The sequence below is a fragment of the Comamonadaceae bacterium M7527 genome (assembly GCA_021044545.1).
GTDB lineage: Bacteria > Pseudomonadota > Gammaproteobacteria > Burkholderiales > Burkholderiaceae_C > RS62.
On record CP087990.1, the window covers coordinates 45399 to 63471 of the forward strand.

Genomic DNA, 18073 nt, shown 5'->3' on the forward strand with positions numbered 1-18073 from the left:
GTTTGTGGCTTTACCCGCCGCTTTGACTGCACTATTGAGCGGTTTGCGCTTGCGGTAACACTTGTTTGTAAACGGTTTGGCATGGCAGCTCCCACAGCAGGCAAATGAATGGTTGTTGGTTGCACAAACTTTAGCACTGTGTACACATTAACTGCTTGGCCGGACTGCTGCTGCTAGCCCGCCATTCAGTGGTCTAACACAATGCGCAACATACGGCGCAGTGGCTCGGCAGCGCCCCACAGCAGTTGGTCACCAATGGTGAATGCACCCACGTACTGACTACCCATGGCCAGTTTGCGTACACGGCCTACAGGAATGGTCATGGTGCCAGTGACTGCCACGGGTGTGAGGTCGCGCACCGTGTCTTCACGGTTGTTGGGCACGACTTTCACCCAGTCGTTGTCGGCTGCCATCAAGGCTTCCAGGTCAGCCACGGGCACGTCCTTGTTGAGCTTGAAGGTCAGTGCCTGGCTGTGGCAGCGCATGGCACCCACGCGCACGCAAAAGCCGTCTACGGGTATGGCTGGCGCTGTAAAGCCTTCGCCCAAGCCCAAGATCTTGTTGGTCTCGGCCATGCCTTTCCACTCTTCCTTGGTCACGCCGTTGCCCAGGTCTTTGTCAATCCATGGAATGAGTGAGCCGCCAAGTGGCACGCCAAAGTTGGCCGTCTCGGCGCTGCTGAGTGCGCGCTGCTTGGCGGTTACCAGGCGGTCTATTTCCAGGATGCTGCTTTTGGGGTCGTCTAGCAAGGCTTTGACTTCTGCGTTGAGTGTGCCGTATTGGGTGAGCAGCTCGCGCATGTGCTGGGCACCGCCGCCTGATGCGGCCTGGTAGGTTTGTGTGCTCATCCACTCGACCAAACCGGCCTTGTACAACGCACCCACGCCCATCAGCATGCAGCTCACGGTACAGTTGCCACCGGCCCAGGTGTTGCCGCCTTTTGCCAGCGCGTTTTTGATGACGTTCATGTTGACGGGGTCCAGCACGATGACCGCATCGTCACTCATGCGCAGCGTAGAGGCTGCGTCAATCCAGTGGCCAGACCAACCCGCTGCGCGCAGTTTGGGGAACACCTCGGAGGTGTAGTCGCCGCCCTGGGCTGTGATGATGATTTCGCAGCGCTTGAGTTGCTCGATGTCAAAGGCGTCTTGCAACTTGGTTTCGTTTTTAGCCTGCGTTGGCGCTGCGCCGCCCGCGTTGGAGGTGGAGAAAAACAAAGGTTCTATCAGGTCAAAGTCACCTTCGGCCACCATGCGGTCCATGAGCACAGAGCCCACCATGCCGCGCCAACCCACTAAACCAACTAACTTGCTCATGACGATTGTTACCTACAGCTATTGAAATGAATAAAACGGATGCCCACTGGACAACAGGTTCAGGCCAGCAAGGCTTTAACCACTGCATCACCCATTTCGGTGGTGCCCACTTTGGTGGTGCCTTCCGAGTAAATGTCTGGCGTGCGCAGGCCTTGGGCCAAAACCGCTTTTACGGCGTTTTCGATGTTGTCGGCGGTTGTTGCTTGGTTTAGCGAGTAGCGCAGCATCATGGCTGCGCTCAAGATAGTGGCCAGTGGGTTGGCCACGCCTTTGCCTGCGATGTCTGGCGCGCTGCCGTGGCTTGGCTCGTAAAGGCCTTTGTTGTTTACGTCCAGTGACGCAGATGGCAGCATGCCAATAGAGCCGGTGAGCATAGAGGCTTCGTCAGACAGGATGTCGCCAAACATGTTGCCGGTCACCACCACGTCAAATTTCTTGGGTTCTTTGACCAGTTGCATGGCGGCGTTGTCCACGTACATGTGGTCTAGTGCGACATCTGGGTATTGTGCGCCCACCTCGGTCATTACGTCTTTCCAAAACTGGAAGGTTTCCAGCACGTTGGCCTTGTCGACGCTTGTGACACGCTTGTTGCGCAAGCGCGCTGCTTTAAAGGCAACGTGGGCAATGCGCTCAATTTCAGGGCGCGAGTAGCGCATGGTGTCAAAGGCTTCTTCGGCACCGGGGAAGTGGCCGTCTGTGGCCACACGGCGGCCGCGTGGTTGGCCAAAGTAAATGTCACCTGTAAGCTCGCGGATGATGAGTATGTCCAGGCCCGCAATGAGTTCGGGCTTGAGGCTGGAGGCACTCACCAACTGTTCGTAGCAAATGGCTGGACGCAAGTTGGCAAACAGGCCCAAGTGCTTGCGCAAGCCCAGAATTGCCTGCTCTGGGCGCAGTGGGCGGTCTAGCGTGTCGTATTTCCAGTCGCCCACAGCGCCAAACAAAATGGCGTCAGCGTCCTTGGCCAGCTGCAAGGTGCTGTCAGGCAGTGGGTGGCCATGCTGCTCGTAGGCAGCGCCGCCCACGGGGGCAAACGACATGTCAATGGGCAAGCCTGTTGCTTGCAAGACCTTGACGGCCTGGTCGATGATTTCTGGGCCAATGCCGTCGCCGGGCAGTACTGCAATTTTCATGGTGGGTGTCAACGTGGTGTGTGTGGGCTAAGGGTAGGGTGTGCCTGTTAGGTTAGGCGTTGGTGGTTGGCAAGCTGTGTGCCAGCCATGGCTTTTCCAGCAAGCGTTTGGCTTCAAAGGTTTTGATTTTGTCTTTGTGCAACAAGGTCAGGCCTATGTCGTCCAGGCCGTTGATGAGGCAGTGCTTTCGGAAGGCTTGCACCTCAAATGCAATTTCTTCGCCTTGGGGCTTGACGATGACTTGGCGTGGCAAGTCAATGGTGAGCTCAAAGCCGGGAAAGGCGGCCGCTTCGTTAAACAGCTGGCTGATAGTGGCCTCTGGCAAAACAATGGGCAGCAAGCCATTCTTGAAACAGTTGTTGAAAAAGATGTCGGCAAAGCTGGGCGCCAAAATGGCTCTGAAGCCGTATTGGTCTATGGCCCAGGGCGCGTGCTCACGCGAGGAGCCGCAGCCAAAATTTTTGCGCGTCAGCAACACCGAGGCGCCTTTGTAGCGGGGCTGGTTGAGTACGAAGTCTGGGTTGGGCTTGCGGCTGGCAGGATCTTGCCCAGGAAAGCCCGCGTCCAGGTAGCGCCACTCGTCAAACAAGTTGGGGCCAAAGCCGGTTTTGCGAATGGACTTTAAAAACTGCTTGGGAATGATGGCGTCTGTGTCCACGTTTTCGCGGTCCATGGGTGCTACCAAACCCTTGTGTACGGTAAATGTTTGCATGCTAGTGGGCTCCTTAGGCAATACCGCGAACGTCTACAAAGTGGCCGTGCACAGCTGCAGCTGCAGCCATGGCAGGACTCACCAAATGGGTGCGGCCTTGGGCGCCTTGTCGGCCTTCAAAGTTGCGGTTGCTGGTGGATGCGCAGCGCTCACCTGGCTCTAAGCGGTCGGCATTCATCGCCAAACACATAGAGCAGCCTGGCTCGCGCCACTCAAAGCCTGCGGCTTTAAAGATGTGGTGCAAGCCTTCCTTTTCGGCTTGGTCTTTAACCAAACCAGAGCCTGGAACCACCATGGCGACTTTGATGTTGCTGGCCACACGCTTGCCCAGTTGCTTGACCACAGCGGCGGCGGCGCGCATGTCTTCAATGCGGCTATTGGTGCACGAGCCAATGAACACCTTGTCTACAAAGATGTCTGAAATGGCTTTGCCAGGCTCTAAACCCATGTAGGTCAGCGCACGCTCTGTGGCGTCGCGCAAGCTGGCGTCCTTGATTTTGTCTGGGTCTGGCACCATGCCGTTGATGCCAGTGACCATTTCGGGCGAGGTGCCCCAAGTCACTTGCGGCACGATGTCACCGGCTTGCAGTACAACGGTTTGGTCAAACTTGGCGTCAGCGTCGGAATGCAGGCCGCGCCAGTAGGCCACGGCTTGGTCCCATTCGGCACCCGTTGGTGCAAATGGCCGGCCCTTGACATAGGCAATGGTTTTGTCATCAACGGCTACCAAGCCTGCGCGTGCGCCGGCCTCAATGGCCATGTTGCACACTGTCATGCGGCCTTCCATAGACAGGTCTTGTATGGCCTGGCCGCCAAACTCAATGGTGTAGCCCGTACCACCCGCTGTGCCAATGCGTCCAATGATGGCCAGCACCACGTCTTTGGCTGTGCAGCCGCTGGGCAATTTGCCGTCTACGCGCACCAACATGTTTTTGGCTTTTTTGGCCAGCAAGGTTTGCGTTGCCATGACGTGCTCAACCTCGCTGGTGCCAATGCCGTGCGCCAACGCGCCAAACGCGCCATGGGTTGAGGTGTGTGAGTCACCACATACCACTGTCATACCCGGCAATGTTGCGCCTTGCTCTGGGCCCATGACGTGGACAATGCCCTGGCGCTTGCTCAAAAACGGAAAGTAGGCGGCTGCACCAAACGCGGCAATGTTGCTGTCCAGCGTTTGAATCTGCTCTTTGGACACAGGGTCTGTAATACCGTCGTAGCCCATGTCCCAGCCTTGGGTGGGTGTGTTGTGGTCAGCCGTAGCCACAATTGACGAGGCGCGCCACAAGGGGCGTCCCGCTTGACGCAGGCCTTCAAAGGCTTGTGGGCTGGTGACTTCATGCACCAAGTGGCGGTCAATGTACAAAACGGCGGTGCCGTCTTCTTCAGAGTGGACGACGTGCTCGTCCCAGATTTTGTCGTAAAGCGTGCGTGCCATAGCTGGTAGTCCTGTGCTTCGAGGCCGCGCTTCGTTGTAAGCGCAACTAGGCATTTTATGTTGTTGTTGCAGGCGCTTTTGCAGAGGTGTTGCTTAACGGGTGTCTTGCGGTTTGGCGTGGTGAACAACTATTTGTAAATAATTTGAACAAGTACCTGGCAGCGCTTGAAAATAGATGCTAGAATACGAGGCTTCGCGGCTGTAGCTCAGTTGGATAGAGTACTTGGCTACGAACCAAGGGGTCGTGGGTTCGAATCCTGCCAGCCGCACCAAACGAGATGCCCTAGAACAGCAATGTTCTAGGGCTTTTTCGTTTCTGGGTTGGCTTTGTTACGCGGTATGTGGCAACCGTCCATTCAAAGCCACACTCAAGGATTGCTGACCACCGGAGGCATTGTTGTTATGTCAAACACTGATTCGCTTGCGTTTAACCCCGACGAGGATGACGACGAAGAGCAAGCCGCCCACGCAGGCAAGACCCCAACAGGTGAGCCTGTTGCGCCACCCAAAAACTACATCACGCAGGCGGGCGAAGTCAGGTTGCGTGCCGAGCTGCTGCAGCTTATTGACGTTGAGCGCCCCAAGGTGGTGGACGCGGTGCATTGGGCGGCCAAAAATGGTGACCGCTCAGAAAACGGCGACTACATCTACGGCAAAAAACGCTTGCGTGAGATCGACAGGCGCTTGCGGTTTTTAACAAAGCGCTTGGCCCTGGCCCAAGTTGTGGACACTGCCCTCAATGCAGGCGCTGAACAAGTGTTTTTTGGCGCCCATGTGACTTACAGCCAGGCAGACGGCGCGCACATTACGGTTCAAATTGTGGGTGTGGATGAGGTGCAACACGAGCTGGGGCAAATCAGCTGGGTGTCGCCTGTGGCCAAAGCTCTGTTACGCGCACATGTGGGTGACGAGGTACGGGTGCAAACCCCAACTGGCGCGCAGTTGATCGTGATTGAAGACGTGCAATACCGCTAACGGGCTTATACCCACAGCTGCGCCAAGCCGTTTGCCAAGCCATTGCGCATGGCCATGTAAACAAGAACCCCCAGCACAATGCTTAGCAGCGCCTGTTTGCGCCACAGGTGTGCGACTATTACGGTAAGGCCTGCAGCCAGTTCTGGCCACGGACCGTTGGTGTGTGACTGGGCGTTGCCCACCAGGGTGTGCACGGTGAGTAGCACCATGATGGCCAGCGGCAAGAAGCGCCCCAAGCGCAACACAATGGCGTGGCGTTGCAGCCACTTGCTTGCCAGAAACGGTGTGGCGCGCAGGCCAAACGTCACCGCGCCCATAACGGCAATCACGCTCAATACATAGGCCCAATCTGTCATGCTGACTTCTGTGTGGCGGGTGTGTTGCGGCTGCTGCGCTGAAGCCATAGGCCCACTAGTACCGACAAGGCAATGGCGATCAGCAGGGCTTGCGCGGGCATCAGCCACAGCGCTACGCCATAGCTGACCAGTGCCACCCACAAGGCGTGGCTGTTGCTGCTGGCGCGCCATTGTTCAACGGCCAATACGGCAAACAGGGCTGCCAGCGCAAAGTCTAGGCCTATGAGTTGCACCTGTGCCTGCGCGCCAAGAATGGCGCCCATGGTGCTGCCCAGCACCCACCAGCCCTGATTGAGCGCGGTGATTGCCACCAAATCTTTAGCGGGTGTGTCGCTGGGCAGTGTGGTGAGTACCGAGTAGGTCTCGTCGGTTAGGCCAAACACGAGGTAGGTTTTGGCTGACCATGCGCGCGGCAGTGTGTTGAGTAGCGACAAGCCGTAAAACACATGGCGCAAGTTCACGACCAGTGTGGCCAGTGCAATGGTTGGCAATGGCAAACCAGCGGCCAACATGGGCAGCATCATGAACTGGGCCGCGCCTGCGTATATCCACAAGCTGGCAACAACGGCCATCCACCAAGCGCCGCCAGCTTGCACAAACAAAAAACCAAACACCATGCCCAGCGGTATGTAGCCCATGGCTACGGGTAACGACAGCAGCCACGGTTTGGTGGTCATAGACGCGTTTATGGCGTGCTGGCTCATGGGTAATGGGCGATTGAGTCGGGCCAGGCCGTTCAGGCGCGTGGCTTTAGGCGCTGTGCGCGCAACACGCTGGGTGTGCGTTTGGCGGTGCGCAACACATCTGCCAAATGACGGCGGTGGCGCACGGCCACTGTAAAACGCAGCTCTACTTGCGTGCGGTCCGAACCCATTTCAACGTGGGTGATATCAGCCTCCGCGCTGGTCAGCGCAGCGGCGACCTTGGCCAATATACCCTTGCCGTTGTCTACGGTGACCAATACCTTGGATTCAAATGCGCGTGTAGGCTCGTCTGCCCATTCGACTTGCAAAAAGCGCTCTTTGTCGCGTAGCAGCAAGCGACGCCCGGTGGGGCATTCATCGGTGTGCACGGCCAGGCCTTCGCCTCGGCCCAAGTAGCCTACGATTTTGTCGCCGGGAATGGGGCTGCAGCAGTGTGCGTATTGCACGGTGGCGCCTTCGCTGCCGTCCAGGGTGAGCACGCCTTGGCTGATGACTTCGCCGTGTGGTTGTGCAAACCGCTCACGCGTGATCATGAGCATGTCTGGGCGCGAGCCCAGCTCAATGAGCAGTGCAGTGGTCTTTTTGGCCACCATGCTGGCAATGCGTTTGCCCAGGCCAATGTCGGCCATCAAGTCGTCGCGGGTTTTGTTGCCGGTAAAACGCAGCACCTTTTCCCACAGCAAGGCGTGTTCTTCGCCGTCTTCTGGCAGCTGGGCAATGCCCTCTGCACGAAGTGCTTGGCGCAACATTTTTTCGCCCAGTACGCGCGACTGATCGTCTTCCATCAACTTTAAATGGTTGCGAATTTTGGAGCGTGCGCGCCCGGTTTGCACAAAGCTTAACCAGGCGGGGTTGGGGCTGGAGCTGCTGGAGGTTTCAATCTCGATCACGTCACCGTTTTGAAGCTCCGAGCGCAGTGGCACAGGTTCACCGTTAACGGTAGCAGCCACGGCGCGTTGACCCACGTCGCTGTGAATGGCATAGGCAAAGTCCACCAGCGTGGCACCGCGTGGCATAGACAAAATCTTGCCCTTGGGCGTAAAGACGTAGACAGAGTCTGGGAACAGGTCAATCTTGATGTGGTCCCAAAACTCGGCTGCGTCGCGCGTTTCTTGCTGAATATCCAACAGTGACTGCACCCACTGCGCGCCCAGCTTTTGGCTGTTTTCGCTGTCAGGGTCAGCGGCCTTGTAAAGCCAGTGTGCGGCCACGCCAGACTCTGCCACCACGTCCATCTCGGCGGTGCGAAACTGGATTTCAATGTTGATGCCAGCTGGGCCCACCAGTGTGGTGTGCAAAGACTGGTAGCCGTTGACCTTGGGGATTGCGATGTAGTCTTTAAACCGCCCGGGCACTGGCTTGTACATCTGGTGCAACAAGCCCATGGCGGTGTAACAGTCTGTGAGTTTGGGCAGTATCACGCGAAAGCCGTACAAGTCACTCACCTGCGAGAAGGTCAGACGCTTTTCGCTCATCTTGTCGTAGATGGAGTAAAGCGTTTTTTCGCGGCCTTGAATGTCGGCGTACAAGTTGTGATTGGCCAAGCCGTTTAGCACTTCTTCTTTGACACGCTCTATCAAGTCATTGCGACGGCGACGGGCTTTGGCAACAGCTTTATTGAGGGTTTGGCAACGCCAAGGGTGCAAAAACCTGAACGACAAGTCTTGCAACTCGCGGTAGGTCATGTTTAAGCCCAAGCGGTAGGCAATGGGGGCGTAAATGTCAGCAGTTTCGCGCGAGATACGGCCCCACTTGCTGCGTGGCATGTCGCCCATGGTGCGCATGTTGTGTATGCGGTCTGCCAGCTTTATGAGTATGACGCGCACGTCGCGCGCCATGGCCAGCAGCATTTTGCGAAACGACTCGGCCTGGTTTTCTTCGCGGCTGTCAAACTCCAGCTTTTCGAGCTTGGTCAGGCCGTCGACCAGGTCGGCCACGTTGATACCGAAGCGCTCGGCCATTTCTATTTTGGTCACGCCGCAGTCCTCAAGCACGTCGTGCATGAGGGCGGCCATCAGGGCTTGGGCGTCCAGCTTCCAGTCGGCGCACAGTCCGGCTACGGCAATGGGGTGGGTGATATAGGGCGCGCCGCTTTTGCGCAGTTGGCCCAAGTGGGCTTCGTCAGCAAACTTGTAGGCTTTGCGTATGTCTTCAATATCTGACTCGCTCAAGTAGTCCAGCTTGCCCAGCAGCGCGGCAAAACTGGCCGCTGCCGCGCTTTGCACGGCCGACCCTGGCTCTTGCTTGGAGGTGTTTGCAACCTCGGTGACTTTTTCGACTCTGCCCATACCCCGTACTGTAGCGCCAAGCGGGACGCTGTTACGCTGCCAAGGTTACTTTTGCTGCAAGTTTGTCTCTAAAAACAAAAACACCCGCGAGCAAAGCTTGGCGGGTGTTTTGGGGGCCGGGAGGCTTGCAGCTTAAAGCGGCACCTTGCGCAGCATCTCAATGCCTACTTCGCCAGCGGCGATCTCGCGCAAAGCGGTTACGCCTGGCTTATTCTTGCTTTCAATTTTGGGCGCGTGACCTTGGCTCAGCATGCGAGCGCGGTAGGTGGCGGCCAAAACGAGCTGGAAGCGGTTGGGGATTTTCTCCAAGCAGTCTTCAACAGTAATGCGGGCCATGGTTGGACTCCAATCCGGATAAATCAATGAACATTAGTCAGCCAAACCCAAACCAGTGAAGGTTTCTGCGCGCAAGCGGCGCTGGGCGGCAAATTTGAGGCGGTTGGCATGCACGATGGCTTTTAAATCGAACAGGGCGCGCTCAAACAACTCGTTGATTATAACGTAGTCAAAGTGCTGGGCCTGGTCAATTTCGGTGCGTGCGTTGGACAAACGCAGCTCAATCACCTCGCTGGAGTCTTCGGCGCGGCGCTCCAGACGGGCGCGCAATTCATCCCAGCTGGGCGGCAATATGAAAATCAGCACCGAGTTGGCGTACAGCTCCTTGATTTGCAATGCGCCCTGGTAGTCAATTTCGAGTACCACGTCCGTGCCTTTGGCGATTTGCTCCTCAATGGCTTTGCGTGAGGTGCCGTAGCTGTTGCTGTGCACGGTTGCATACTCTAAAAACTCGTCGCGTTGCACCATGGCGTTGAACGTGGCGTCGTCTACAAAGTGGTATTCACGACCATCTTTTTCTTGCCCGCGTGGTGCTCGGGTGGTGTGCGACACGCTTGGGCTTACGCGTGAATCCAGCTCCATCAATGCCTTGACCAGGCTTGACTTGCCAGTACCGCTTGGCGCGGCAACGACGTATAAATTACCGGGGTAGTTCACTGCAGGATTGGCGTTTGTCATGGGGTTACTCAATGTTTTGTACCTGTTCGCGCATTTGCTCAATCAGTACCTTCATGTCCACCGAGATGCGCGTCAGCGGCAGGCTGGACGATTTGGAGCCCAGTGTATTGGCCTCGCGGTGCAGCTCTTGGATGAGAAAGTCCAGGCGTTTGCCCAGTTCGCCGCCTTTGGCAATGAGGCGATCAATTTCGTCCAAGTGTGCATCCAGGCGGTTGATTTCTTCGGCCACGTCAATGCGTATGGCAAAGGCGGTGGCTTCGCTCAGGGCCCTGTCACGGGCGGCTTGCAAGCTGGTTTCGTCGGCGCTGGCGTTGGTGGTGGCGTCACCCAAAGCTGCTTGCCAGCGATCTAAAAACTTCTGGCGCTGCTGTTCAACCAGTTCTGGCACCAAGGGCGTGGCTTGTTGGGCCAATGCGCGCAATTGAGCGGTGCGCCCGGTAATCATGGCACCTAATCGCGCACCTTCCTGTGCTCTGGCCTCTAGCAGGGCGGTGGCGGCCAGCTTCAGCATGTCTTGCATGCGTTGTGGCAAGTCTGCGTGGCTGTGTGAGGGCCCACCAGCCATTTGCATGATGGCTGATACGCTCAGCGGCGCTGCACCTGGCAGGGCCTCTTGTATGGCGGTCTGTACATGGAGCAAGCGCTTGAGCTCGTCCGCGTCAGGCGTGCGTACGGCATTGCCCTGGCCGCGCTCCAGCCAAGCGCGCACCTCGACTTTGCCACGCTTTAGTTGTTTGGTGAGTGCCTCGCGCAGGGCGGGCTCACTGGCGCGTAATTCGTCGCTTAAGCGAAAACTCAGGTCTAGAAAGCGGCTGTTGACCGAGCGGATTTCCATGCCCAATGCCATGGGGCTGGATTCGCTGGCGGGGGACTGGCTGCTGGCGTAGCCTGTCATGCTGTAAACGGTCATGGCTTAAACGGTGCTGATGCGCCCTCAATTTGTTAAGCCTTGCATTATCGCAGGCCGCGCCCTGCACAAAGCTATGCCATCATTGGCGGCCAAGCAATTACGAACCAAGAGTGTGTTTTATGAGCTACCAACGCAATGCCAACCGCGCCGCTGATGCGCTGCGCCCAGTCACCATTACCCGTCAATTCACGGTGCATGCCGAGGGCTCTGTACTGATTGAATTTGGCCAAACCCGCGTGCTGTGCACCGCGTCTGTGGAAGAGCGCGTGCCGCCACACAAAAAGGGCAGCGGCGAAGGCTGGGTAACGGCAGAGTACGGCATGCTGCCGCGCGCCACACACACCCGCAGCAGCCGTGAAGCGGCCAAGGGCAAGCAAAGCGGACGAACGCAAGAAATTCAGCGCCTTATTGGCCGCTCATTGCGCGCCGTGTTTGACCTCAAAGCGCTGGGCGAACGCACCATCACGCTGGACTGCGATGTGCTGCAAGCCGACGGCGGCACACGTACAGCAGCCATTACCGGCGCCTTTGTGGCCGCCAGCGACGCTGTCGCCAAACTGCTGGCCAGCGGAACCCTCAAGGCCACACCCATTCGCGAGCCCATTGCCGCTATTTCTGTGGGCATTGTTGATGGCACACCGCTGCTTGATTTGGAGTACACCGAAGACTCAGCCTGCGACACCGACATGAATGTGGTGATGACCGGCGCTGGCCATTTTGTGGAAGTACAAGGCACTGCAGAGGGTGCAGCGTTTTCTCGCGCAGAGATGGGGCAGTTGCTGGACTTGGCCGAAAAAGGCATTGCCGAGCTGGTGGCCATGCAGCAAGCCGCGTTGGCGGCTTAAGCGATATGAAACTGGTATTGGCGTCCAACAACAAAGGCAAGCTTGACGAGCTGCAAGCCTTGTTTGCCCCCCTGGGTGTAGAGCTGGTAGCGCAAGGCGAACTTGGCGTGCCTGAGGCAGCAGAGCCGCATTGCACCTTTGTTGAGAATGCCTTGGCCAAAGCCCGCAACGCGGCTTTGTACACTGGTTTGCCGTCTATTGCCGATGATGCAGGCTTGTGTGTAGAGGCTTTTGGTGGCTTGCCAGGGGTAGACACCGCTTACTACGCCACCCAGTTTGGCTACCTCAAAAGCGACAACAACAACGTGGTGGCGTTGCTAGAGCAAATGGCCAACATTGACGACAGGCGCGCCGCCCTGGTCAGCACCTTGGTCGCGGTACGCAGCACCAAAGACCCCGAGCCCCTGATTGCCAGTGGGCGTGCGGCCGGCCTTATTACCCGTGAGCCTGTTGGCTGCAACGGCTTTGGCTTTGACCCCGTGATGTGGCTGCCTGAATTCAATCAAACCTTTGCGCAACTGCCCACCGCGGTCAAGAACGCCAACAGCCATAGAGGCAAAGCCAGCCAAGTCATGCTGGAGCTCATGCGCAGCCGTTGGCTGGTCAGCGTCTGAGTCATCATGGTGGTTGACATCAAACCCAACGACCAAGTGGGCATGGCCAGCCCGGACGTGGTGCACATGATGCGCCCCGGCTTGTTGCAACTGGCAGCCTTGCCGCCACTGGCCTTGTATGTGCATTTGCCGTGGTGTTTGCGTAAATGCCCCTACTGCGATTTCAACTCTCATGAGTGGGCTGCAGACCACACCTTGCCCGAGCGCGAGTACATAGCCGCCGTGGTGGCAGACCTTGAGGCCTCTCTTTCTTTGGTGTGGGGCCGAACAGTGCACAGCATATTCATTGGCGGAGGCACGCCCAGCTTGTTTTCGCCCGACAGCATTGCTGACTTGTTGGCACGCATTCGTGCGCGGCTGCGTTTGTCAGCCGACTGCGAAATCACCATGGAGGCCAACCCGGGTACCTTTGAGCGGGAGCGGTTTAAGGCGTTTAAAGATGCTGGCGTGACACGCTTGTCTGTAGGCGTGCAAAGTTTTTCAGATGACGCGCTACAGCGCATTGGCCGCGTGCACGACGCAGCGCAAGCCATGGCTGCGGTGGCTGAGGCAGTCCATGCCTTTGACACCTGCAACGTGGACATCATGTACGCGTTGCCTGGCCAAACAGTGGCCGACTGCACGCGTGACATCGACACGGCGCTATACCTGGGCGTGCCGCATATTTCGCTGTACCACCTCACCATTGAGCCCAACACCTACTTTGCCGCCAAGCCCCCGGTTTTGCCCGAAGACGACGATGCCTACGCCATGCTGGACCGCATCACCGAGCGCACCACTGCCAGCGGCTTTGAGCGTTACGAGGTATCGGCCTACGCCAAGGCCAACCACGGCTGCTGGCACAACACCAATTACTGGCAGTTTGGCGACTACCTTGGCATTGGTGCTGGCGCCCACAGCAAACTCAGCTTTGCCCACCGCATCACCCGCCAAGTGCGCCTGCGTGACCCGCGCCGCTATATGCAAGCCGCCATGCAGGGCAGGGCGCTGTCCAGCAGCACCGATGTGGCGCTGGCTGATTTGAGTTTTGAGTTCATGCTCAATGCGCTGCGCCTAAAAAGCGGTTTTGACCTGGGGCTGTTCACCGAACGCACCGGCTTGTCTATCAGCCGCATACAAGCGCCCCTAGAGCAAGCCATAGCCAAACAACTCATAACCCGCACCGGCAACCACCTTGCCCCAACCGCCTTGGGTTTTGACTTTTTAAGCGACTTACAAAGCTTATTCTTAGACACGTAAAAGAATGGCCTGAATTCTTGGTTAGAATATTGGCATGCCGGAGACGGCTACAGCATCGATGGAAGAGTGGCAGAGTGGTCGATTGCACCGGTCTTGAAAACCGGCGTTCCGAAAGGAACCGTGAGTTCGAATCTCACCTCTTCCGCCAGAACAAGTCCTGCCAACGCGCTCAGTCGGGTTGTCAGGCGCTCAGAGCCCCGCACCATGCGGGGCTTTTTGTTTTGGATGTGCCATGCGCGCAAGCGCCTTAATGCCCGGCCAATGCCACAGACTTAATTTGGCACCACACAGGCATACCCACTTGCAGCCCTAGATTGGCTACGGCGCGTTGTGTTACGCGTGAGAGCACGGCTTGGCATTGGTGGCGCAGGCGCACTATGGCATGGGCTGGGTGTATGTCTGGCTCTATGGCCTCTATCACGCCTTGCAGCTTGTTTTGTATGGAGCTGGCCGTGGGCTCTTGCAGCGATAGGCTGACATCGTTGGCGTGTATGTGCAGGCGAACTGGTGCGCCAATGGCAAGGTGTTGGCTGCGCACCCAGATGCGTGCACCGTCCTGTGTGCAGTTTGTATCCAGGCCAATGCTGGTGAGTTGGTATGCCTCGTCGTGCGCGCGCACCACGCCGCTTAACACGGCACCGGCTTGTGCGCCTATGGTGGCTGCTACTGATGTGTTGGCCAGCACTTCCAGCACAGGCCCTTGTGCGCTTACCTGGCCATTGTTCAGCATGACCACATGGTCTGCCAAGCGCGTGAGTTCGTCCATGGCATGGGTGACGTACAGCATAGGAGTGCGCAACTCAGTGCGCAGTTTCTCTAGCCAAGGCAGTACATCTTGCTTACGTTGACTGTCCAGTGAGGCCAGTGGTTCGTCCAGTAGCAACAGTGCTGGTTCAAGCGCCAAAGCTCTGGCAATGGCTACGCGTTGGCGTTCACCGCCAGACAAAGTGTCAGGTTTGCGGCTCAGCAAGTGGCCAATACCCAGTAGGTCAATGGCTTTGCCTAGCGTGACCTTGGCGGTGGTGCTGGCAATGCGCGACACACCGTAGTGCAAGTTGGCTTGCACGCTCAATGCTCAAACAAACTGGCTTCTTGAAACACATAGCCCAAGTCACGCTTGTGCGTGGGTACAAACCGGTGGTGCGCATCGTCTTGCCAGACGTGCGAGCCGACGGATACGCTGCCCGCTGCGCGCTCCAGGCCTGCCACACAACGCAGCAGCGTTGTTTTGCCAGAGCCAGACGGACCAAACAAAACGGTGATGCCGCTGTCAGGCAAGGCCAGCGTGGCATCCAGCACAAAGCTGGGTCGCGCCAGGGCGAGCGACAAATGTATGCCTGCGCCGCTCATGCTGTGGCCTTTTTGTCGCGCTTTTTAAGCATGAACAACACGCACAACACTGAAAATGAAAACAGTACCATGGCCCCCGACAACCAGTGTGCTTGCGTGTACTGCATGGACTCAACATAGCCAAACAGCTGGGTAGACACAACGCTGGTTTGTCCGGGGATGTTGCCGCCAATCATGAGCACCACACCAAACTCGCCTATGGTGTGCGCAAAGCTCAACACCGCTGTAAACAAACCCGGCTTGGCTAGTGGCAGAGCAACGGTACAAAACGCATTCAACGGCGTGGCGCGAAGCGTGGCCGCAACTTCCAGCGGGCGTTTGCCTATGGCCTCAAATGCGTATTGAATGGGCTGCACCGCAAAGGGCAGCGAAAAAATAACCGAGCCAATAAGCAAGCCACTAAACGAGAACGACAGCAAGCCCAGGCCCATGCTTTGCGTGAGTTGCCCCACCCAGCCGCTGGGGCCCAGCAACACCAGCAAATAAAAGCCCAACACCGTTGGTGGCAATACCAATGGCAGCGTGACCAACGCGCCAATGGGGGTGCGCCATTTAGATGTGGTTTGCGACAACCACCACGCAAGAGGTGTTGCAATCAGTAGCAATACCAATGTGGTGGTGCCTGCCAAGCGCAGCGTAAGCCCAATGGCTTGCCAAGTCTCTGGGGTTAGGGCGGGTTGCATGGTGGTGCTTGAGCTTTATTCATAACCAAAGGCACGTAGTGTGCTTTGGGCTGGCGCGCTGCGCAAGTAGCGCATCAAGGCGGTGGCCGCTTCGTTGCCCGCGGCGCGCTGTAGCAGCACAGCGTCTTGGCGAATGGGCGCGTGTAGCGCGGCAGGCACCAGCCAGGCAGAGCCGCGCTCGATCAGACCCGTCGTCATGATTTGTGACAAGGCCACAAAGCCTATGTCTGCATTGCCTGTTGCTACAAATTGAAAGGCTTGCGTCACGCTGCTGCCTTGCACCATGCGCGGCTGTACCGCGTCGCTGATACCAAGGCTTGCCAGGGTTTGGTGGGCGGCCAAGCCGTAGGGCGCCAGCGCGGGTGAGGCCATGGCCAAGCGCTTGAAGTTGCCGCTTTGAAGGGTGTGTTGGCCCAGGCTCAAGTTGGGCTGGGCACTCCACAGTGCCAAGCGGCCAGTGGCATAGGTAAATCGGGACTGTGCCGCTGCTGCGCCGCTTTGCACCAAGGCTTGCGGTGTGTGTTGGTCTGCGGCCAGCAGCACGTCAAAGGGTGCGCCATGTTGAATGTTGGCCAACAACTGACCAGTAGCACCAAATACCAGCGTGGCTGTGTGGCCTGTGTCTTGGGTGAACTGCTGCGCAATGCGTTTCATGGGGGCGGCAAAGTTGGCAGCCACTGCCACTTGCGTGTTGCCCGCCCAGGCGCTGGTTCCGCTTGCCAGGGCCAATACGCTCAACAATACCGATACCCATACTGGCTTCACGCGCATAGCGATAAAGCTGTTGCGGGCAAGGCGTTGTTCAGCTGTGAAGAGTAGGCGTGCGAGCAATGCTTAAAAGGGCTAGCGCTTAGCCCGTAGAGATTGAATGCTCAAATTGTAGCTAGGGCGCTAGCGTGTACTGGTCACACAGTGCCATAAACGCGTTCAGTTGGGGGTCAATGCCTGTTTCGCTCAGCAGCGTGTCAGCCACCGCTGGGGCCATTTGTCTGGCTGCGCGTGCATCCAAAAACAAAGCACGCCAACGTCTGGCCAGCATGTCTTCTACAGTTACCACGTATTCGCTTTGTGCGCAGTAGCGCACCATGGCCTGGGTTAAACCCATGCCTAGGTGGTCATCCGCCCCCGGCAACTGGGCAATGTGCTGCATGGCGGTGCCAAATAAATGAGGGCCAGGGGCATCAGTTATGGGTACATTGCGCGGCGCCGCAGGTGCACCGCTAAGCCGGTGAGTGGCCGTGCGACATGGGCGTTGCGTACGCACCAGGCCCTTGTCAATAGCCACTTGCAGCACTTCGTCTGCCATGACACGGTAGGTTGTCCACTTGCCGCCAGTGACGGTAATGAGGCCGTCTTTGTCGGCCGCGATGGTGTGCTCGCGTGAGATTGTTTTGGTGTTGGCGTCCCTGTCGTCATTGCCTTGGGGCTTGACCAGTGGGCGCAAGCCCACCCACACACTGGTAACGTCTGCTGCCGTGACAGGGCGGCGCAGTAATTTGCTGGACTCGCGCAATATGAAATCAACCTCGTGGTCAAACGGTTTGGGTTCTCGCGGCGCGTCGTCGCGTGGTGTGTCTGTGGTGCCCAAAATGGTAGAGCCCAGCCACGGTACAGCAAACAGCACGCGACCATCTGCGGTGTTGGGTACCAGTAGCGCTTGATCCGTAGGCAGCAAGTCGCGCGGCACGATGAGGTGCACGCCTTGGCTGGCTGCTACCATCTTGGCCTTGGGAGTGGCGCTGGCCATTTGGCGCACATCGTCTACCCACACACCTGCAGCGTTGACCACGCAGTTGGTTAGTAGCTCTGCAGTTTCACCGCTGAAGGCGTCACGCACTTGCAGCGTAAATTTATGTGAGCCAGCCGGCGTTGGTGTGAGTTGGCAAACCGATGTGTGGTTGCGCACCAAGGCGCCTGCGTCTTGCGCGGACTTGGCCAGTGCCAGCGCCAAACGCGCGTCGTCAAACTGTGCGTCCCAATACTTCACGCCAGCAGCAGCTGCCGCATCAACCATACCGGGCAGTGCTGCGTGAGTTTCTTTGCGGTTTAAAAATGTGGTGGCCCCCAGGCCTTGTTTGCCAGCCAGCAAGTCATACAACTTGAGCCCAATGCCGTAAAACGCTTGGTGCAGTAAGTTGGTGGACGGCATGACAAACGGCAAGGCCTGCGCCAAATGTGGTGCGATGTGCAAAATGGTTTTGCGCTCGGCCAGTGCCTCACGAACCAAAGCAATGTTGCCTTGCGCCAAATAACGCACGCCACCGTGCAGCAGCTTGGTAGAGCGGCTTGATGTGCCGCTGGCAAAGTCGTGTGACTCAAACAACGCCACTGACAAACCGCGCAAGCTGGCGTCAAGTGCGACGCCCAAGCCAGTGGCTCCACCGCCTATGACCACCATGTCGAAGGCGCGCTGCCCAATTTCAGCTTGAAGTGACGGTCGTTGCATGTTGTGGGTAAGGCGAGTGAACCGCCTGAAAGAGTGGTTAACTGTGTGTTTTG

At 57.6% G+C, this 18073-nt stretch carries 17 protein-coding genes, 2 tRNA genes and 1 pseudogene; 6 read left to right on the forward strand and 14 right to left on the reverse strand.

Features of this window, described 5'->3' with window-relative positions:
- Positions 1–185 precede the first annotated feature (185 nt).
- The 4 genes from asd to leuC are packed head-to-tail and all read right to left on the reverse strand — an operon-like array spanning position 186 to position 4596.
- A complete protein-coding gene (gene asd / locus LN050_00250) occupies positions 186–1316 on the reverse strand; it encodes an aspartate-semialdehyde dehydrogenase (GenBank protein UFS56374.1) in 1131 nt (376 codons plus the stop codon).
- Between the two features lie 59 nt (positions 1317–1375).
- A complete protein-coding gene (leuB, locus tag LN050_00255; GenBank protein ID UFS56375.1) occupies positions 1376–2449 on the reverse strand; it encodes a 3-isopropylmalate dehydrogenase in 1074 nt (357 codons plus the stop codon).
- Positions 2450–2501: 52 nt separating this feature from the next.
- The gene (gene leuD / locus LN050_00260; protein ID UFS56376.1) at positions 2502–3161 is read right to left on the reverse strand and encodes a 3-isopropylmalate dehydratase small subunit; all 660 of its coding nucleotides are present in this window, start codon (positions 3159–3161) and stop codon (positions 2502–2504) included.
- A gap of 13 nt (positions 3162–3174) precedes the next feature.
- Positions 3175–4596: a 3-isopropylmalate dehydratase large subunit gene (leuC, locus tag LN050_00265; GenBank protein ID UFS56377.1), complete on the reverse strand. Its 1422-nt coding sequence runs from the start codon at positions 4594–4596 to the stop codon at positions 3175–3177.
- A gap of 195 nt (positions 4597–4791) precedes the next feature.
- Between leuC and LN050_00270 the strand changes: the two genes are divergently transcribed.
- Both LN050_00270 and greB read left to right on the forward strand, forming a co-directional pair.
- Positions 4792–4868, forward strand: a tRNA-Arg gene (locus LN050_00270).
- Positions 4869–4998: 130 nt separating this feature from the next.
- Entirely contained in the window at positions 4999–5571 is a 573-nt protein-coding gene (gene greB, locus LN050_00275) for a transcription elongation factor GreB (protein UFS56378.1), read from the forward strand.
- A 5-nt stretch (positions 5572–5576) separates the two neighbouring features.
- Here greB and LN050_00280 read toward each other — a convergent pair whose 3' ends face one another.
- From LN050_00280 to LN050_00305, 6 genes are all read right to left on the reverse strand, one after another.
- Positions 5577–5927 carry an AzlD domain-containing protein gene (locus LN050_00280; protein ID UFS56379.1) on the reverse strand — a complete coding sequence of 117 codons (351 nt, stop codon included), beginning with the start codon at positions 5925–5927 and terminating at the stop codon, positions 5577–5579.
- Positions 5924–6604: an AzlC family ABC transporter permease gene (locus tag LN050_00285; protein UFS56380.1), complete on the reverse strand. Its 681-nt coding sequence runs from the start codon at positions 6602–6604 to the stop codon at positions 5924–5926. The genes LN050_00280 and LN050_00285 overlap by 4 nt, the downstream gene beginning before the upstream one ends.
- 59 nt (positions 6605–6663) lie before the next feature.
- The gene (locus tag LN050_00290) at positions 6664–8919 is read right to left on the reverse strand and encodes a bifunctional (p)ppGpp synthetase/guanosine-3',5'-bis(diphosphate) 3'-pyrophosphohydrolase (protein ID UFS56381.1); all 2256 of its coding nucleotides are present in this window, start codon (positions 8917–8919) and stop codon (positions 6664–6666) included.
- 132 nt (positions 8920–9051) lie between these two features.
- Positions 9052–9255, reverse strand: a complete 204-nt coding sequence (gene rpoZ / locus LN050_00295; GenBank protein ID UFS56382.1) for a DNA-directed RNA polymerase subunit omega — start codon at positions 9253–9255, stop codon at positions 9052–9054.
- A gap of 33 nt (positions 9256–9288) precedes the next feature.
- Positions 9289–9912: a guanylate kinase gene (gmk, locus tag LN050_00300; GenBank protein ID UFS57408.1), complete on the reverse strand. Its 624-nt coding sequence runs from the start codon at positions 9910–9912 to the stop codon at positions 9289–9291.
- Positions 9913–9937: 25 nt separating this feature from the next.
- Positions 9938–10843, reverse strand: coding sequence for a YicC family protein (locus LN050_00305; protein UFS56383.1), 906 nt, complete (start codon positions 10841–10843; stop codon positions 9938–9940).
- A 119-nt stretch (positions 10844–10962) separates the two neighbouring features.
- Here LN050_00305 and rph point away from each other — a divergent pair, with 119 nt between their 5' ends.
- The 4 genes from rph to LN050_00325 all read left to right on the forward strand — a co-directional run bounded on the left by rph (position 10963) and on the right by LN050_00325 (position 13689).
- Positions 10963–11688 (forward strand): ribonuclease PH, encoded by a 726-nt coding sequence (gene rph / locus LN050_00310; GenBank protein UFS56384.1) that lies wholly within the window; start codon positions 10963–10965, stop codon positions 11686–11688.
- A gap of 5 nt (positions 11689–11693) precedes the next feature.
- On the forward strand, positions 11694–12302 hold the full coding sequence (locus LN050_00315; GenBank protein UFS56385.1) for a non-canonical purine NTP pyrophosphatase: 609 nt from the start codon (positions 11694–11696) through the stop codon (positions 12300–12302).
- 6 nt (positions 12303–12308) lie between these two features.
- On the forward strand, positions 12309–13541 hold the full coding sequence (gene hemW / locus LN050_00320; protein ID UFS56386.1) for a radical SAM family heme chaperone HemW: 1233 nt from the start codon (positions 12309–12311) through the stop codon (positions 13539–13541).
- A gap of 60 nt (positions 13542–13601) precedes the next feature.
- Positions 13602–13689 (forward strand) — tRNA-Ser (locus tag LN050_00325).
- A 99-nt stretch (positions 13690–13788) separates the two neighbouring features.
- Here the strand turns inward: LN050_00325 and modC are convergent.
- The 4 genes and pseudogenes from modC to LN050_00345 form a co-directional block, all read right to left on the reverse strand.
- Positions 13789–14891: pseudogene (gene modC / locus LN050_00330) on the reverse strand (molybdenum ABC transporter ATP-binding protein).
- Positions 14888–15574, reverse strand: a complete 687-nt coding sequence (modB, locus tag LN050_00335) for a molybdate ABC transporter permease subunit (GenBank protein ID UFS56387.1) — start codon at positions 15572–15574, stop codon at positions 14888–14890. Before modB ends, modC begins: the two are co-directional and overlap by 4 nt.
- A 15-nt stretch (positions 15575–15589) precedes the next feature.
- Entirely contained in the window at positions 15590–16345 is a 756-nt protein-coding gene (gene modA / locus LN050_00340) for a molybdate ABC transporter substrate-binding protein (GenBank protein UFS56388.1), read from the reverse strand.
- Positions 16346–16457: 112 nt separating this feature from the next.
- Positions 16458–18020: a glycerol-3-phosphate dehydrogenase/oxidase gene (locus LN050_00345; protein ID UFS56389.1), complete on the reverse strand. Its 1563-nt coding sequence runs from the start codon at positions 18018–18020 to the stop codon at positions 16458–16460.
- Positions 18021–18073: the final 53 nt, after the last annotated feature.

Coding starts and splice junctions, on each gene's coding strand:
- hemW (UFS56386.1), top strand. CDS start 12,309: ATGGTGGTTGACATCAAACCCAACGACCAAGTGGGCATGGCCAGCCCG.
- modA (UFS56388.1), bottom strand. CDS start 16,345: ATGCGCGTGAAGCCAGTATGGGTATCGGTATTGTTGAGCGTATTGGCC.
- LN050_00345 (UFS56389.1), bottom strand. CDS start 18,020: ATGCAACGACCGTCACTTCAAGCTGAAATTGGGCAGCGCGCCTTCGAC.
- greB (UFS56378.1), top strand. CDS start 4,999: ATGTCAAACACTGATTCGCTTGCGTTTAACCCCGACGAGGATGACGAC.
- LN050_00290 (UFS56381.1), bottom strand. CDS start 8,919: ATGGGCAGAGTCGAAAAAGTCACCGAGGTTGCAAACACCTCCAAGCAA.
- rpoZ (UFS56382.1), bottom strand. CDS start 9,255: ATGGCCCGCATTACTGTTGAAGACTGCTTGGAGAAAATCCCCAACCGC.
- leuB (UFS56375.1), bottom strand. CDS start 2,449: ATGAAAATTGCAGTACTGCCCGGCGACGGCATTGGCCCAGAAATCATC.
- LN050_00280 (UFS56379.1), bottom strand. CDS start 5,927: ATGACAGATTGGGCCTATGTATTGAGCGTGATTGCCGTTATGGGCGCG.
- asd (UFS56374.1), bottom strand. CDS start 1,316: ATGAGCAAGTTAGTTGGTTTAGTGGGTTGGCGCGGCATGGTGGGCTCT.
- rph (UFS56384.1), top strand. CDS start 10,963: ATGAGCTACCAACGCAATGCCAACCGCGCCGCTGATGCGCTGCGCCCA.
- leuC (UFS56377.1), bottom strand. CDS start 4,596: ATGGCACGCACGCTTTACGACAAAATCTGGGACGAGCACGTCGTCCAC.
- LN050_00315 (UFS56385.1), top strand. CDS start 11,694: ATGAAACTGGTATTGGCGTCCAACAACAAAGGCAAGCTTGACGAGCTG.
- leuD (UFS56376.1), bottom strand. CDS start 3,161: ATGCAAACATTTACCGTACACAAGGGTTTGGTAGCACCCATGGACCGC.
- LN050_00305 (UFS56383.1), bottom strand. CDS start 10,843: ATGACCGTTTACAGCATGACAGGCTACGCCAGCAGCCAGTCCCCCGCC.
- LN050_00285 (UFS56380.1), bottom strand. CDS start 6,604: ATGACCACCAAACCGTGGCTGCTGTCGTTACCCGTAGCCATGGGCTAC.
- modB (UFS56387.1), bottom strand. CDS start 15,574: ATGCAACCCGCCCTAACCCCAGAGACTTGGCAAGCCATTGGGCTTACG.